The sequence below is a fragment of the Novosphingobium sp. 63-713 genome (assembly GCF_001898925.1).
Classification (GTDB): domain Bacteria; phylum Pseudomonadota; class Alphaproteobacteria; order Sphingomonadales; family Sphingomonadaceae; genus Novosphingobium.
The window spans coordinates 358,688-371,690 of record NZ_MKVS01000008.1 but is presented as its reverse complement, the minus strand read 5'-3'; the positions used below and the strand labels follow the sequence as shown (position 1 = coordinate 371,690).

General features: G+C 61.7%; 14 protein-coding genes. 9 read left to right on the top strand and 5 right to left on the bottom strand.

Annotated elements, in window-relative coordinates; genetic code table 11:
- Nucleotides 1-352: 352 nt before the first annotated feature.
- The gene (locus tag BGP00_RS06885; RefSeq protein WP_292689835.1) at nt 353-793 is read left to right on the top strand and encodes a response regulator; all 441 of its coding nucleotides are present in this window, start codon (nt 353-355) and stop codon (nt 791-793) included.
- A gap of 151 nt (nt 794-944) precedes the next feature.
- On the opposite strand, the gene BGP00_RS06880 is transcribed toward BGP00_RS06885, so the two are convergent.
- Complete coding sequence (locus BGP00_RS06880; RefSeq protein WP_168604819.1) at nt 945-1,604, bottom strand: sigma-70 family RNA polymerase sigma factor; 660 nt, start codon at nt 1,602-1,604, stop codon at nt 945-947.
- A 363-nt stretch (nt 1,605-1,967) separates the two neighbouring features.
- Here BGP00_RS06880 and BGP00_RS06875 point away from each other — a divergent pair, with 363 nt between their 5' ends.
- The gene (locus BGP00_RS06875; RefSeq protein ID WP_168604818.1) at nt 1,968-2,177 is read left to right on the top strand and encodes a hypothetical protein; all 210 of its coding nucleotides are present in this window, start codon (nt 1,968-1,970) and stop codon (nt 2,175-2,177) included.
- A 198-nt stretch (nt 2,178-2,375) separates the two neighbouring features.
- On the top strand, nt 2,376-3,794 hold the full coding sequence (locus BGP00_RS06870) for a class II fumarate hydratase (protein ID WP_292689838.1): 1,419 nt from the start codon (nt 2,376-2,378) through the stop codon (nt 3,792-3,794).
- Nucleotides 3,795-3,806: 12 nt separating this feature from the next.
- Here BGP00_RS06870 and BGP00_RS06865 read toward each other — a convergent pair whose 3' ends face one another.
- The 3 genes from BGP00_RS06865 to BGP00_RS06855 form a co-directional block, all read right to left on the bottom strand.
- Nucleotides 3,807-4,658, bottom strand: coding sequence for an SDR family oxidoreductase (locus BGP00_RS06865; RefSeq protein ID WP_292689839.1), 852 nt, complete (start codon nt 4,656-4,658; stop codon nt 3,807-3,809).
- 79 nt (nt 4,659-4,737) lie between these two features.
- Complete coding sequence (locus tag BGP00_RS06860; protein ID WP_292689840.1) at nt 4,738-5,988, bottom strand: NRAMP family divalent metal transporter; 1,251 nt, start codon at nt 5,986-5,988, stop codon at nt 4,738-4,740.
- Between the two features lie 187 nt (nt 5,989-6,175).
- Nucleotides 6,176-6,541, bottom strand: a complete 366-nt coding sequence (locus BGP00_RS06855) for a PRC-barrel domain-containing protein (protein ID WP_168604814.1) — start codon at nt 6,539-6,541, stop codon at nt 6,176-6,178.
- A gap of 308 nt (nt 6,542-6,849) precedes the next feature.
- On the opposite strand from BGP00_RS06855, the gene BGP00_RS06850 reads away from it, so the two are divergent.
- The 5 genes from BGP00_RS06850 (at nt 6,850) to BGP00_RS06830 (ending at nt 10,495) form a co-directional block, all read left to right on the top strand.
- Entirely contained in the window at nt 6,850-8,037 is a 1,188-nt protein-coding gene (locus BGP00_RS06850; RefSeq protein ID WP_168604813.1) for a zinc-dependent alcohol dehydrogenase, read from the top strand.
- 104 nt (nt 8,038-8,141) lie between these two features.
- Entirely contained in the window at nt 8,142-8,726 is a 585-nt protein-coding gene (locus tag BGP00_RS06845; protein ID WP_292689843.1) for a DUF4142 domain-containing protein, read from the top strand.
- Nucleotides 8,723-9,268 carry a cyclase gene (locus BGP00_RS06840; protein ID WP_292689844.1) on the top strand — a complete coding sequence of 182 codons (546 nt, stop codon included), beginning with the start codon at nt 8,723-8,725 and terminating at the stop codon, nt 9,266-9,268. The genes BGP00_RS06845 and BGP00_RS06840 overlap by 4 nt, the downstream gene beginning before the upstream one ends.
- Nucleotides 9,269-9,297: 29 nt before the next feature.
- The gene (locus BGP00_RS06835; protein ID WP_292689845.1) at nt 9,298-9,660 is read left to right on the top strand and encodes a DUF2171 domain-containing protein; all 363 of its coding nucleotides are present in this window, start codon (nt 9,298-9,300) and stop codon (nt 9,658-9,660) included.
- A gap of 121 nt (nt 9,661-9,781) precedes the next feature.
- Nucleotides 9,782-10,495, top strand: coding sequence for a Crp/Fnr family transcriptional regulator (locus BGP00_RS06830; RefSeq protein WP_168604809.1), 714 nt, complete (start codon nt 9,782-9,784; stop codon nt 10,493-10,495).
- Between the two features lie 4 nt (nt 10,496-10,499).
- Here BGP00_RS06830 and BGP00_RS06825 read toward each other — a convergent pair whose 3' ends face one another.
- Nucleotides 10,500-11,150, bottom strand: a complete 651-nt coding sequence (locus tag BGP00_RS06825; protein WP_168604808.1) for a Crp/Fnr family transcriptional regulator — start codon at nt 11,148-11,150, stop codon at nt 10,500-10,502.
- Between the two features lie 435 nt (nt 11,151-11,585).
- Here BGP00_RS06825 and BGP00_RS06820 point away from each other — a divergent pair, with 435 nt between their 5' ends.
- Nucleotides 11,586-12,896 (top strand): hemerythrin domain-containing protein, encoded by a 1,311-nt coding sequence (locus BGP00_RS06820; RefSeq protein ID WP_292689848.1) that lies wholly within the window; start codon nt 11,586-11,588, stop codon nt 12,894-12,896.
- Nucleotides 12,897-13,003 lie beyond the last annotated feature (107 nt).

Sequence of the window (13,003 nt, the reverse complement as noted above, 5' to 3'; positions counted from 1 at the left end):
CGACATGTGCTTTTTGCGCGATGAAGTGCGCGGAATCATGAACAGGTGTTTTGGGAGCGGCGCGCAGATATCCGGCATTTTTGCTCAGAAAATCAGGCAGAACAGGGCGTTATGGGTAAGTACGCATTCTTTGGATTCCAAGAGATAAAAACTGCATAAATATTAAAAAAACCTAATGTTTGTTTCTGAAATATTACGATGAATCGGTGCTGAGCGCCGGTGGACCGAAGGGCGCCGGGTGGTGCATCAATTCGCGTTGTTTTATTATTTCTCCTTTGGATCGCGATGCAATCCGAGCGGTGGGCCTGCAGCAATTCCGTGCATGGCCGTTTCCGTCATCAAGGAACAGTTTATGAGCGATCCCCGGCCCGTAACGATCATCATGATCGAGGATGATTTCGGCCATGCCCTGTTGATCGAAAAGAGCATCCGGCGGGCAGGGATCGCCAACAACATCGCCCATTTCGACAATGGCGGCGCGGCGCTCGAATATCTGGGCGATGGTTCGGCCTTGCGCGATCAGGGCGGGGCGGCGCTCATCCTGCTCGACCTCAATCTGTCCGATATGAATGGCGCGGAGATTTTGAAGCGGATCAGGGAAACGCCCTTGTTGAGCCCGGTGCCGGTGATCATTCTGACCACCACGGATGACGCGCAGGAGGTCGAGCGGTGCTATGATCTGGGCTGCAACGTCTATATCACCAAGCCGATGAATTACGACAGTTTTTCCGAGGCCATCCGCCAGTTGGGGCTGTTCATCTCGGTTATGCAGATACCTGAGATACAGGGCTGAACGACACACGCGTGATCAGGGGCCTTCGGCGGCGCGGGTGAAAGCGCCGCCGAAGGAACTGTGCCCTGGTGGCTCCGGTGGGGGAAAGGTCAAGCCATCAGTCACAGTTTCTCTGAAACATTCAAAACTGGGATCGCCCCAGGGCCCTCGTTCAGGCGGCCCATGCCAGATGGCGGGAAAGCCGCGCCAGATTGGGGCGCACGATGGTCTTGAATCTGGCGAAGAAGGCGTCGACCACTTCGCCTTCCACCACGAAATTGCGCCGCGAACCGGGCAGCAGCCCCTTTTCCAGCGCGGCCGAAAGGGCCGCACGGGCGCGTGAGATCCGACTCTTTACCGTGCCGATGGTCACGCCGCAGCCTTGCGCGATTTCCTCATAGCTGACCGAACCGATGGCCATCAGGATGAGCATTTCGCGCTGGGCAAGGGGCAGCGTTTCGATGGCGCGCAGCACGTCGATGGTTTCAAGGCGGGTTTCCTGATCGCCCTCCCGGCCCAGAATCTGCTCGGCCGCCGCCTCGTCATAATCGCCGACAATGCGCTGACGGCGCAGTTGTCCGAAATAATGGTGGCGCAGGATGGTGAAGGTCCATGCCCGAAAACTGGTTCCCGCAATGTAATGGTCCCGCGCGGCCCAGGCTTTCATCACCGTTTCCTGCGCCAGATCATCGACATTGTCCCGGTTGCTGCACAAACTTCGGGCAAAGGCGCGCAAAGAGGGCATGGCCGCAACAAGCTCCTTGCGGAATTCGGCTTCGGGAAGCGCTGAACCACATATGTCAGCCTTCTCGAATTTGTTTCGCTTGGCCATGTTTTTCCCCGACAAAGGTATTTTTCCGGAAAATCTATGGGAGAAAGATCCGGGCTTTGTCTAAGTTCCTGCTTAAATATACTTTCAGCGTTGAGTAGGGTTAGATTTGGGGTAATCTGAAAATTTAATTTTAAAATTTCAATTTAAAAACAGGAAGTATTATAGAATGAATTGGTAATATTGGAAATTATCCCGATTTTATCAGGAATTTTACTGGGCCAAACGAACGGCTTGCCTGCTCCCACCATGGTTGTCAGTGATCGCGTTTTTGCAACGGGTCGCCTTGGTCCCGGCCATGGGCGGGGGAACATCTTTGCTTGCTCGGTCTTTGTCCGGCGTCTTTGCCGCTGTCAGGAGGATGTCATGGCCCAAACCGATCCGCGCTCGCCCCCCGATTTCAAACCGCGCAAGCGGCCCAAAAACCGCGAGGTGGAAAATGAGATGATGGGCTGGGTCAAGTCTTCGGGCGAACCGCCGCACAGCGCAACCGAACCGCCCGCCGAAGAACAGGACACAGATGAGGCCGAGGACCTGAGGGAGCCGAAAGGCACCGGCGCCCACAACTCCGAATGATCCGCGCCATTTGCATCGGGCGTGTTGCCCCCCGCCGGCCGCCTGTTGGCCCGCGCATCATTCGCATCAGCAGGGCAAATACGATATGCTCCCCCACAATGATCGGTCGCGAAGGTTTGACGAGATGTCTTTCGACAAGGATCGGTTCTTTATGATGGCCCATGGCCGCACAACCTCTGCCGTTGCGGAGGCTCTGTCATGAGCGCCGCCGACCCATCGGTCCCCACAAGAATGGAAAGCGACAGCATGGGGTCCGTTGCCGTCCCCCGCGATGCCTATTGGGGCGCGCAGACGCAGCGCAGCCTGACCAACTTTGCCTTTCCGCCCACCGAGCGGATGCCGCTGCCCATTATCCATGCGCTGGGGATCGTCAAACTGGCGGCCTGCCGCGTCAATCGGCGCTATGGGCTGGACCCGGCCCTGGCCGATGCCATCGAGGCGGCCGCGCGCGAGGTGATCGAGGGTGCGCATGACGATCAGTTCCCTCTGGCTATCTGGCAAACCGGGTCGGGCACGCAGACCAACATGAACGTCAACGAGGTGATCGCCGGGCGCGCCAACGAGATCCTGACCGGCGTGCGGGGCGGCAAGGCGCCCGTTCATCCCAACGATCACGTCAACCGTGCCCAATCCTCCAATGACAGCTTTCCCACCGCGCTGCATATCGCGATCCAGCGGGCGATGGTGCGCGAGTTCAGCCCCGCGCTGGGGCGGCTCTATGAAGACCTGATGACCAAGCGGGCGGCATGGGCCGATGTGGTCAAGATCGGGCGCACCCATCTTCAGGACGCCGTGCCGCTGACGTTGGGGCAGGAGTTTTCCGGCTATGCCGCCCAGATCGCCCGCGCGCGCCAGGCCATCGCCCATGCCATGGACGGGGTTTGGGAACTGGCGCTGGGCGGCACGGCGGTTGGAACCGGGCTGAATGCTCCGGCAGGCTTTGGCCGGGCGGTGATCGAGGAAATCCGCCAATCGGTTGGTATGCCCTTTCGCCCGGCCCGCAACAGTTTCGAGGCGCTGGCCAGCCGCGATGTGCTGGTGGGCCTGCAGGGGGCGCTGGTGCAACTGGCGGTGGCTTTGACCAAGATGGCCAATGACATCCGCCTGATGGCATCGGGGCCGCGCGCGGGGCTGGGCGAATTGCTGCTGCCCGAAAACGAACCGGGCAGTTCGATCATGCCGGGCAAGGTCAATCCCACCCAATGCGAAATGATGGCCATGGTCTGCGCCCAGGTGGTCGGCAATGGCACGGCCACCACGGTGGGCGGAATGCAGGGGCATCTGGAGCTCAACACATTCATGCCGCAGATCGGGGCCAATGTGCTGCGTTCGGTCACGCTGCTGGGCTGCGCGATGGATGGGTTTGTCCAGCACGCTCTGGTCGGAATGCAGCCCGATCACGCGCGGCTGGGCAGTCTGGTCGAACGTTCGCTGATGCTGGTAACGGCGCTGGTGCCCCATCTGGGCTATGAAAAGGCGGCCGCGATTGCCAGAGACGCCCATAAGCGCGGCATCGGCCTGCGAGAGGCGGCGCTGGAGAGCGGCCATGTCGATGCGGCAACCTTCGACCGGATCGTCCGCCCGCAGGATATGGTGGGCAACCAGCCCGAAGGCTGATTGCCCGCCCGTTCAGCCATTGATCACCGTCCCGCCATTGGGATGCAGCACCTGCCCCGACATATCACTGGAATCCTCGCAGGCCAGAAACAGGAAGGCGGGTGCGACCTCATTGGGCTGTCCGGCGCGGCCCATCGGCGTGGACTCGCCGAAATGCTTGATCTTCTCCTTGTCCGCGCCGCCAAAGGGGTTGAGCGGGGTCCAGATCGGCCCCGGCGCCACGGCATTGACGCGAATGCCCTCCTTCACCAGATTTTCCGAAAGCGAGCGGGTGAAAGCGGTGATCGCTCCCTTGGTCGCGCTGTAATCCAGCAGGTTCTTGCTGCCGTGATAGCCGGTGATCGAGGTGGTGTTGATGATGGCGGCGCCTTGGCCCAGATGCGGGCGGGCGGCCTGAACCATATAGAACATGGCGAAAATATTGGTCTGAAAGGTGCGCAGCAACTGGCTTTCGGTGATATTGGTGATGTCGGTATCGGGGTGCTGTTCGCCCGCATTGTTGACCAGAATGTCGATGCGGCCCAGACCGGCGATGATCTGGCGAACCAGCCCTTCGCAGACGGATTTGTCGCCGATATCGGCCCGGATGGTCAGTGCGCGACGCCCTTCGGCCTCGACGATGCGCCGGGTTTCTGCCGCATCCTCGTCCTCCATCAGATGGATGATGGCGATATCGGCCCCTTCGCGCGCAAAGAGCGCCGCCACGGCCCGGCCGATGCCGCTGTCGCCGCCGGTGATGACGGCCACCTTGCCCTGCAACCGGCCCGAGCCGGGATAGCGCGGCTGCCACTCCGGCTTGGGATTTAGCGCGTGCTCATTGCCGGGCAGGGCGTCTTCGTGGATCATGCTCTGGGTCTCAACCATGGTAATTCTCCTTTTGAGGGGAAATGGGGGGCAGAGAAGGATGTTCGGCGGCCCGAAGGTGGGCTGTCGTGCCTGCGCCTCAACCGGGCGAAATCAGCATCGCCAGCACCGCCGCCGCCATCGCGCCCGTGGTTATCCATCCGGCAATCCGCAGCGGGCGGGGGGCTACAAATGATCCCATGATGGCGGACCGCGACACGATATGCATCAGCCCGGCCAGCACAGGCACGGCCACGACCCCATTGATCACCGCGCTCCAGAACAGCGCCTTCATCGCATTCAGCCCCAGCCAGTCCATGGCCATGCCCAGCATCATGCCCAGCGTGATGATCAGATAGAAGGCGCGGGCGTGCTGCGGCATATCCTGAAGACTGGCCTTGCGCCCCGTGGCCTCGCAAATGGCATAGGCCGATGCGCCCGCCAGCACCGGGATCGCCAGCAGTCCCGTGCCGACGATGCCAAGGGCAAAGATCGCAAAGGCCAGATCCCCCGCCACCGGCTGTAGCGCGCGGGCGGCATCGGCGGCCGAATTGATGTCGGTCTTGCCCGCATTGTGCAGCGGGACCGCTGTGCCCAGCATGATGGCCAGTGCGATGATGTTCGACACCGCCATGCCGCTCCATGTGTCGATGCGGATCCGGGCAAAGGCGTCGGCGGCCTGACCGCGCGCGCGGCGCAGGGGCTGGCGCTCCTCGACCTGACGGATTTCCTCCACCTCCTGCGATGCCTGCCAGAAGAAGAGGTAGGGGCTGATCGTGGTGCCCAGGATGGCGACAATGGCGGTGATGGCCGCAGGGCCGCTGATCCGGGGAACGACCAGATCATGCAGCGCCGCGCCCCAATCCACCCGCACGATAAACACCAGCGCGACATAGGCCAGCAAGGTCAGCGTCAGCCATTTCAGCAGCCGGGCATAGCGGTCATACGGCACGAACAATTGCAGCAGCAGCGAGAGCACCGCAAAACCTATGGTGAAGCCATGGCGCCCCCAACCTGCAATCAGCGCGGCCGCTTCGCCCATGGCCGAGAGATCGGCGCCGATGTTGATCGTATTGGCGCAAAACAGCAGCACGAGGATCGCGGCCATGATCCAGCGGGGCAAAACCGCGCCCAGACTGTGCGCAAGGCCATGGCCCGTGACCCGGCCCACCCGCGCGCAGACCAGTTGAACCGACACCATCAGCGGATAGGTGAACAGCATGGTCCACAGCAGCGAGGTGCCGAATTGCGCGCCCGCGATGGCATAGGTGGCAATGCCGCTGGGATCATCATCGGCGGCGCCGGTAATCAATCCGGGGCCAAGCCGGTCGACCAGCCTGGATTTAGCCATGGTCGGCCATTGGCGATGGTTGCGCGTGATGCATCGGCATTCCCTTGAAAAGGGGGGAGAGCGGGCCATGCAAAGAAGGAAGCGGCTTTGGCAGCGCGCTTCCTTCCCTCGACGGCTCCTGCCCGTCAGGTTGTCACGCCGGGGGCGTCAGCCCCTTTGGCGTTTGGTGGCAGGCCGTTGGCCGCCATCAGGCATAGGTCAGGCCGTAATGCGAATAGACCCGCCAGTTGTAGTCATTGTCATAGGTGGGCGTGTCGTTCTCGCTGTAATGGGGCGCGTTTTCCAACTGCTCCCTGTCGATATTCACGACATAGCCGCCCTGCGCCGGATCATAGGTCAGGATCTGCCAGGGCAGGGGGTAATAGTCGCTGCCCAGACCAAAAAGGCCGCCAAATTGGAGCACGGCATATTGGGCCTTGCCGGTGCGCTTGTTGACCATGAACCGGCTGATCGTGCCCAATCGCTCGCCTTCCAGATTGTAGACGATGGTGCCTTCGACCCGATCAGAGGAAATCAGATCGTGCGTTTCATAGCTGTCCGTGGTTTCGGGCATGGTGAATCTCCTGCGTGGTGTGAAACAAGCCAAGGCACCGCGGCGGTTGCCTGACATAATCGGAACAGGGGCGGACGCGGCTTGTTCCGCGCGCAGGCAGGCTTGATCCTAATCCAGGTTAGGATCTCGGCATGGATCATCTTGTCCTGCCGCACGTTAGTCAGACCATGTTTCTCTGCCGCAGCGGGGGGCCGCAACGGGGCCGCCAAAGGGCCTGCGGCATCCATTCCGGCTTTCGCGATGTTTCCCCTTCGCGACATGCCCGTGACGGCGCGACATGCCGGGGCGGGCCGACAGGAGGACCGATCATGCGTGCGCTGACCTGGCATGGCAAACGCGATGTCCGCGTCGAGACGGTGGAGGATCCCGGGATCGTCAATCCGCGCGATGCGATCATCCGGGTCACTTCCTCGGCCATTTGCGGATCGGATCTGCATATCTACGACGGCCTGTTTCCCGCCATGGGCGCCGGAGACATCCTTGGTCACGAATTTATGGGCGAGGTGGTCGAAGTGGGCGCGGCCTCCACGCTGCGGCGCGGACAGCGGGTGGTTGTGCCCTCAACTATTGCCTGCGGGGGCTGCTATCACTGCGCGAAGCAGCAATATTCGGCCTGCGACAATGGCAATCCCCCCGAAAACCAGGATTTTGCCAGCCTGATCTATGGCATGCCCACCTCGGCCCGGTTCGGGCATGGGCAGATGGGCGGCGGCTATTCGGGCGGACAGGCCGAATATGTGCGCGTGCCCTTTTCCGACTTCGGCCCGATCGGGGTGCCCGAGGATGTGGCGGATGAAAGCCTGCTTTTGCTGGCCGACACTTTGCCCGCCGGATGGCAGGCCGCGCGCAATGCCGCCATCGAACCGGGCGACACGATTGCGGTCTGGGGCTGCGGCCCGGTCGGGCTTTGTACGGTGCGGGCGGCGTTTCTGCTGGGGGCGGAACGGGTGATCGCGGTCGATCATCATGCGCACCGGCTGGAACTGGCGCGCGGCCTTGGCGCCGAGGCGGTCAATTTCAGCCATACCGATGTTCATGGAGCGCTGACCGACATGACCGGCGGCATCGGTCCTGATGCCTGCATTGATGCGGTGGGCATGAATGCGCATGGCACTTTTTTCGAGGTGATTGCCGATCCGGTCAACAGCTCGGTTTTTCCCGCGCTGGATCAATCGCATGTCATTCATCAGGCGATCATGGCCTGCCGCAAGGGCGGGCGGATCTCGATGCCGGGATGCTATGGCGGAATGGTCGACAAATTCCCGCTGGGGGCCGTGATGCGCAAGGGGCTGACCCTGCGCAGCGGCCAGAGCGATGTTCAGCGCTATCTGCCCGAATTGCTCCGGCTGGTCCTCGACCGGAGGATCGACTGCACTTTCCTTGTCAGTCACCGGTTTGGCCTGGAGCAGGCCGCCGATGCCTATCTCCAGTATCACTATGCCCGCAATGAAGTGACCAAGGTGGTGCTGAGCATGGAGGGCAATTCTGCGTCCTGATCGAGAGGCGCGGCGGGGCTGCGCCTTTGGGTCAATGTGGAAACCGATGGTTTTCCACCGGACGGAAATGGGCCGAACGCATTCTGTCGGAAAGGAGAAAATCCATGAAATACCGTCTCTTGATGATCGCCTCTGTTCTGGCGCTGGGTGCCTGCAACAACAAGGCGGACAATGGCAATCCGGCCGTCGACAATGAGGCCACCACCGCCGCCGCGCCCGATATCACGCTGCCGCATCTGACGCTTCAGCCTTCGGATGCGCGCGGCTATCTCGACAAGGCGGCGGCAGGCGACAGTTTCGAGATCGAATCCTCGCAGGCTTTGCTCAAGACCAGCAAGAACCCGGCGGTCCGCTCTTTTGCCAAGATGATGGTATCGGCGCATCAGGAATCGAGCCGCAAATTGCAGGCCGCCGCCGACAAGCTCAAGATCGCCGCCGGATCGACCACGCTTTCGCCCGATCAGCAACAGAAGCTGGACGGGATCAAGGCGGCCGATGCGGCCCATGTGGATGAACTCTATCTGGCCAGCCAGCGCAGCATTCACACCGACGCGCTTGACCTGCACAAGCATTACGCCTCCGATGGCGATACAGCCGCGCTCAAGACGGTCGCCGCCGGTATCGCGCCAGTGGTGCAAAAGCATCTGGACGAGCTGGACAAGCTGGGCAAGCAGGGGGATGGCGCGTGACGCCCGCCTTTGAAAAGGATGACGCCCCCGTCACGTCCTCGCGCGATATAGAGCCGGACCGCGAGCTTTTCGCCGAAACGGTGACGATTGCCCGCTCCGCCGGGGAACTTTACGCTTTCTGGCGCGATCCGAACAATGTGGCTTTGCTGGTGGGGCCGATGGCCTCGATCGTTCCGTTGGAGGATGACCGGGTGCGCTGGACCATCATCGGGCCGACAGGCGCCGCCGCCACCTGGGTGTCCGCCATCAGCGAGGACCGGACGGGAAGCACTCTTTTCTGGCAGTCCGAGCAGGGCGGGGATGTCGAGAGCGGCGGCCGGATCGATTTTCTGGACGGCGGCCTGCGCGGGGCGGTGGTGCGCGTGACATTGGCCTTTACCTTGTCCGCGCGCAGTCTCGGCAGGATCATGACATCGCATCTGAACCGTCAGGTCCGCGCGCATGTCAGACGAATTTTGCGCAGTTTCAAGCAGATGATGGAGGCCCATGAAATTGCCACGGCCGCTCGTCATCGCCGTCTGCTGAACAATCCCTCGCAATAGGCCGAGGGCAAACAGTGAAGGAGAAGGACATGACCGATCTCAGCACAATCAGGGAACATATGGAAATCGTGGGCGCCGATGGGGTTCATCTTGGCACGGTCGACCGGGTTGAAGGCAAGCGGATCAAGCTGACGCTGGCGGACAGCGGATCCCATGCGGGGCAGGAGGGGGCGGCCCCCTCGCAGGGTTCGGGCGGCCATCATCACTATATCTCGGTCGGGCTGGTCGCGGCGGTGGAGGGGCAGCGCGTCCGGCTCTCGGCCAATGCGGCCAATGCCGCCTTGCTGGAGGAAGAGGAAGGCGGAGAGTCTCTGGCCGACCGGCACGGATCGGCCGATCAGGGGCAGCAAAAGGGTGGCCCGGATGTCATCGCATTGGGCGGCGACGCCTGATTCCACGCCTGGGTATCGGGGCCGAGATTTTCGGGGCCGGAGTGTCGGGGCCGGGATTTTCGGGGCCGGAGTGCCGGGGCCGGCAACCCGGCGCCCGGTCTTTGCCAGTTAGGGTGATGCGATGCGTTCGATGATGGGCCGCAAACTTGGGCATTTTGTCGATCTTACCGACCGTGATGAACAATTGCTCGCCTATATGCTCAGATCGCAGACGTTGTTTGTCGGGGCGGGGCAGGATATGATCCGCGAAGGCACCCGTCCGACCTTTGTCAAGATCGTCATGGAAGGCTGGGCTGCGCGGTACAAAATTTTGGAGAATGGCCGACGTCAGATCGTCGGCTTTCTTTTGCCCGGTGATCTGTGCATCCCACAGGCGATCATGACAATGCGGCTGGACCATTCGATCGCGGCGATTGATGATCTGCATTGCGCGATGGTCCACCCCGAACAGCTCGATGCCATCGAACAGGAATCGATCAATATTCGGCGGGCTCTGGCGATGGACGCCCAGATCTCGCTGGCCATACAGCGCGAATGGACCGTCAATCTGGGGGCGCGCGCCGCGCCGGAGCGGATCGGCTGTCTGATCTGCGAATTATACCTGCGGCTCAAGGCCGTGGGCATGACCGAGGGCAGCGGATATTTCTGTCCGCTGACCCAGATCGACCTGGCCGAGGCGGCGGGGGTCAGCACGGTGCATGTCAACCGCGTGATCAAACAGATGCGCCGCGCCGACCTGATCCAGTGGCGCGAGCAATTCATCGAGATTCCCGATCCGCTCCGTCTGGCCCAGGCCTGCGGGTTTCGCCCCAGCTATCTGCAGATGCCCTTTTGATCCGTCAAACATGAGCCGGGCCCCCCAGCCTGCGCAATTCCACCGGATTGAGCAGGGCCAGGCGCCCGGCCTCCAGCGAAATCACCCCTTCGCCGCGCAGCATCTGGAGCACGCGGTTGACGTGAACCGAAGAGATGCCGACGATATCGGCCAGATCATATTGCGTCAGCGGCATCGGGCAATGGTTGGAAACCACCTTGCCGCTGGGCCGCAGACGCTCGACCAGATCATGCAGCAGCGCGCAGATCCGCTCGGTGGCGCTCATCCGGCCCAGATTGACGATCCATTTCTCATGGCTCTTCAATGTGTGCATGATCGATCCGAGCAGGCTCTTCATGCCATCGGGTTCCTGGGAATTATGGGCGGCATGACGGGCGCGGATGTCGTGAAACGGGATTTCCGTCACGAACATGTCGGTCAGGGCCACAATCGGCCAGTTGGCCTGACCCGTGAGCACCCATTGCGCCTCGCAATAATCGCCGGGCAGGAACAGGGCGATGATCTGCCGTCGCCCGTCGGGCAGCAGGCGATATTGGCACGCCCAGCCGTCCTCTATGCGAAAGAGCCGGTCGGTGTGTTCGTGGCGACGCGCCAGATGCTTGTGGCGGCGGATTTCATAGCGCGCGCGCGTCATTTCCGCAGTTGTCGAGATCATGATCAGCACCCCCGTGCCTGAAGATGTTTCCTGATGAAAAGATGTCAGCCTCAGAACCGGGGCAAAGATCATCCTGCGACAAGTCGAAGAAATATTTCAGAAGGGAGATGATCGGACTGGCTTAGACTTTGGATCGTCTCAGTTGTCGGATTGTCTGCCTCCTGAAACATCTGTCCCGGCAAGGCACATCGTTCGGATTGCTGTGTGGACGCGAAATATCACGCGCGGATTCACATATGTTAAGAAGGGGCAAAACAGGCGTTCAGCCGTGCCTAATTGCCGGTGCATTGACTTTCGGGCGGGCGCGAAAGGATCATGCTAACCTGTGCAAGCATCGCGGATCGAACCCGATCCCGCGCTGTTCTCCCCCACAACGGCAGAGCAAAAAACCTCTGCCGGTTCCGGATCCGCCAGATCCAAAAGGAGGAGAGCCTGATGGCTACCAGCACGCCCGAACAATCGGAAGCCGGCAAGACCGCCGAGGCGACCAAGGCGCAGAACGCCGGTCGCAAGCAGCCCAATGCCAATACGGCGCAGGACCCGGCAGAAGGCCCACGTCCCGACAAGGAAGAGAATGCGCAGGCCGCCGCCAAGGCTTCCTCCGCATCCGGTCAGGCCCGAGGCGGCGACGAGGAAGCGAAGAAGAAAGCGCAGCCCCAATCCGCAGGAGCCGTCAGCGCGCTGCTGATGGCCGACCATCGCGCCGTTGAAAAGCTATTCGCGCAATATGACGATGTCGACGAAAATCGCCGGCGTGACATCATCGAACGGGCGTCGCAGGCGCTGATCATTCACACGATCCTTGAAGAAGAAATCTTCTATCCCGCCTGCCGCGAGCACTTCTCCGAAGAAGATCCGCTCGATGAGGCCCAGGTTGAGCATGACAGCGTCAAGATCCTGATCGGCGACCTGCTGCATGGCCGGACCGACGACCCCTATCGCGATGCGAAATTCCGCGTGCTGGCTGAACAGGTGCGCCACCATGTCTGCGAAGAAGAGCAATCGGGCGGCATTTTCCAAAAGGCGCAGGCCTGCGGGATCGACACGCCCGATCTGGCCCGGCGGATAAAGGAAAGACGCAGGCAGCTTGAGGATGCCGGACCGTTTTCGGCCCCACCCCCCATATCCCTCGGTCGCTTTGCCCAGCAAGGCTCCCGCCGGGATGAACCGCGCCAGAGCCGGCGCGACGAAGAAGAACGGGGTCAATCCCGTTACACGAAGGAGAAGGAAATGGCTAGTTATCAGCAATATCGCGACCGAGATCGCGACGACCGCGGCCGCTTTGTCAGCCATGACGAGGATGACCATCGCTCATCGCGCCGCGGCAATGAACGGCCGCGCGACGAGGAAGGGCGTTTCGTCAGCCGCGGTCGCGGATCGGGCCGGGATGACAATGGCGATGGCGATTATGGCCGTCGCGGCGAACAGCGCTATCGGCGCGATGAGGATGACGACCGCGATTCGGGCCGTCAGGGCCGCAGCCACGGCGGGTGGTTCGGCGATTCCGAAGGCCATTCGGAAGCTTCGCGCCGGGGCTGGGATGAGCGGGGATCCTCGCGCCGTCAGGATTATGATGATCGCGACTACGGGCGTTCCCGTTCGCGCGATCACGATGATCGCAGCTATTCCTCACGCGGCGTGCGCGATGATCGCGATGATGATCACCGGGGCCGTCATGGCGGATGGTCGGGCGATCCGCGCGGGCATTCCGAGGCGGCAAGGCGCGGCTGGGAAAATCGTCGCTGATATGGCGGCGCTCACCAATCGGGCCGGTTCCTTTGGGAGCCGGCCCTCTTTGCTGTTGGTCGGGCTGCTGGTCGGATCTGGCAAAAGCGAATGGGCGGGGATGGCCG

Coding starts and splice junctions, on each gene's coding strand:
- BGP00_RS06885 (WP_292689835.1), top strand. CDS start 353: ATGAGCGATCCCCGGCCCGTAACGATCATCATGATCGAGGATGATTTC.
- BGP00_RS06880 (WP_168604819.1), bottom strand. CDS start 1,604: ATGGCCAAGCGAAACAAATTCGAGAAGGCTGACATATGTGGTTCAGCG.
- BGP00_RS06875 (WP_168604818.1), top strand. CDS start 1,968: ATGGCCCAAACCGATCCGCGCTCGCCCCCCGATTTCAAACCGCGCAAG.
- BGP00_RS06870 (WP_292689838.1), top strand. CDS start 2,376: ATGAGCGCCGCCGACCCATCGGTCCCCACAAGAATGGAAAGCGACAGC.
- BGP00_RS06865 (WP_292689839.1), bottom strand. CDS start 4,658: ATGGTTGAGACCCAGAGCATGATCCACGAAGACGCCCTGCCCGGCAAT.
- BGP00_RS06860 (WP_292689840.1), bottom strand. CDS start 5,988: ATGGCTAAATCCAGGCTGGTCGACCGGCTTGGCCCCGGATTGATTACC.
- BGP00_RS06855 (WP_168604814.1), bottom strand. CDS start 6,541: ATGCCCGAAACCACGGACAGCTATGAAACGCACGATCTGATTTCCTCT.
- BGP00_RS06850 (WP_168604813.1), top strand. CDS start 6,850: ATGCGTGCGCTGACCTGGCATGGCAAACGCGATGTCCGCGTCGAGACG.
- BGP00_RS06845 (WP_292689843.1), top strand. CDS start 8,142: ATGAAATACCGTCTCTTGATGATCGCCTCTGTTCTGGCGCTGGGTGCC.
- BGP00_RS06835 (WP_292689845.1), top strand. CDS start 9,298: ATGACCGATCTCAGCACAATCAGGGAACATATGGAAATCGTGGGCGCC.
- BGP00_RS06830 (WP_168604809.1), top strand. CDS start 9,782: ATGCGTTCGATGATGGGCCGCAAACTTGGGCATTTTGTCGATCTTACC.
- BGP00_RS06825 (WP_168604808.1), bottom strand. CDS start 11,150: ATGATCTCGACAACTGCGGAAATGACGCGCGCGCGCTATGAAATCCGC.
- BGP00_RS06820 (WP_292689848.1), top strand. CDS start 11,586: ATGGCTACCAGCACGCCCGAACAATCGGAAGCCGGCAAGACCGCCGAG.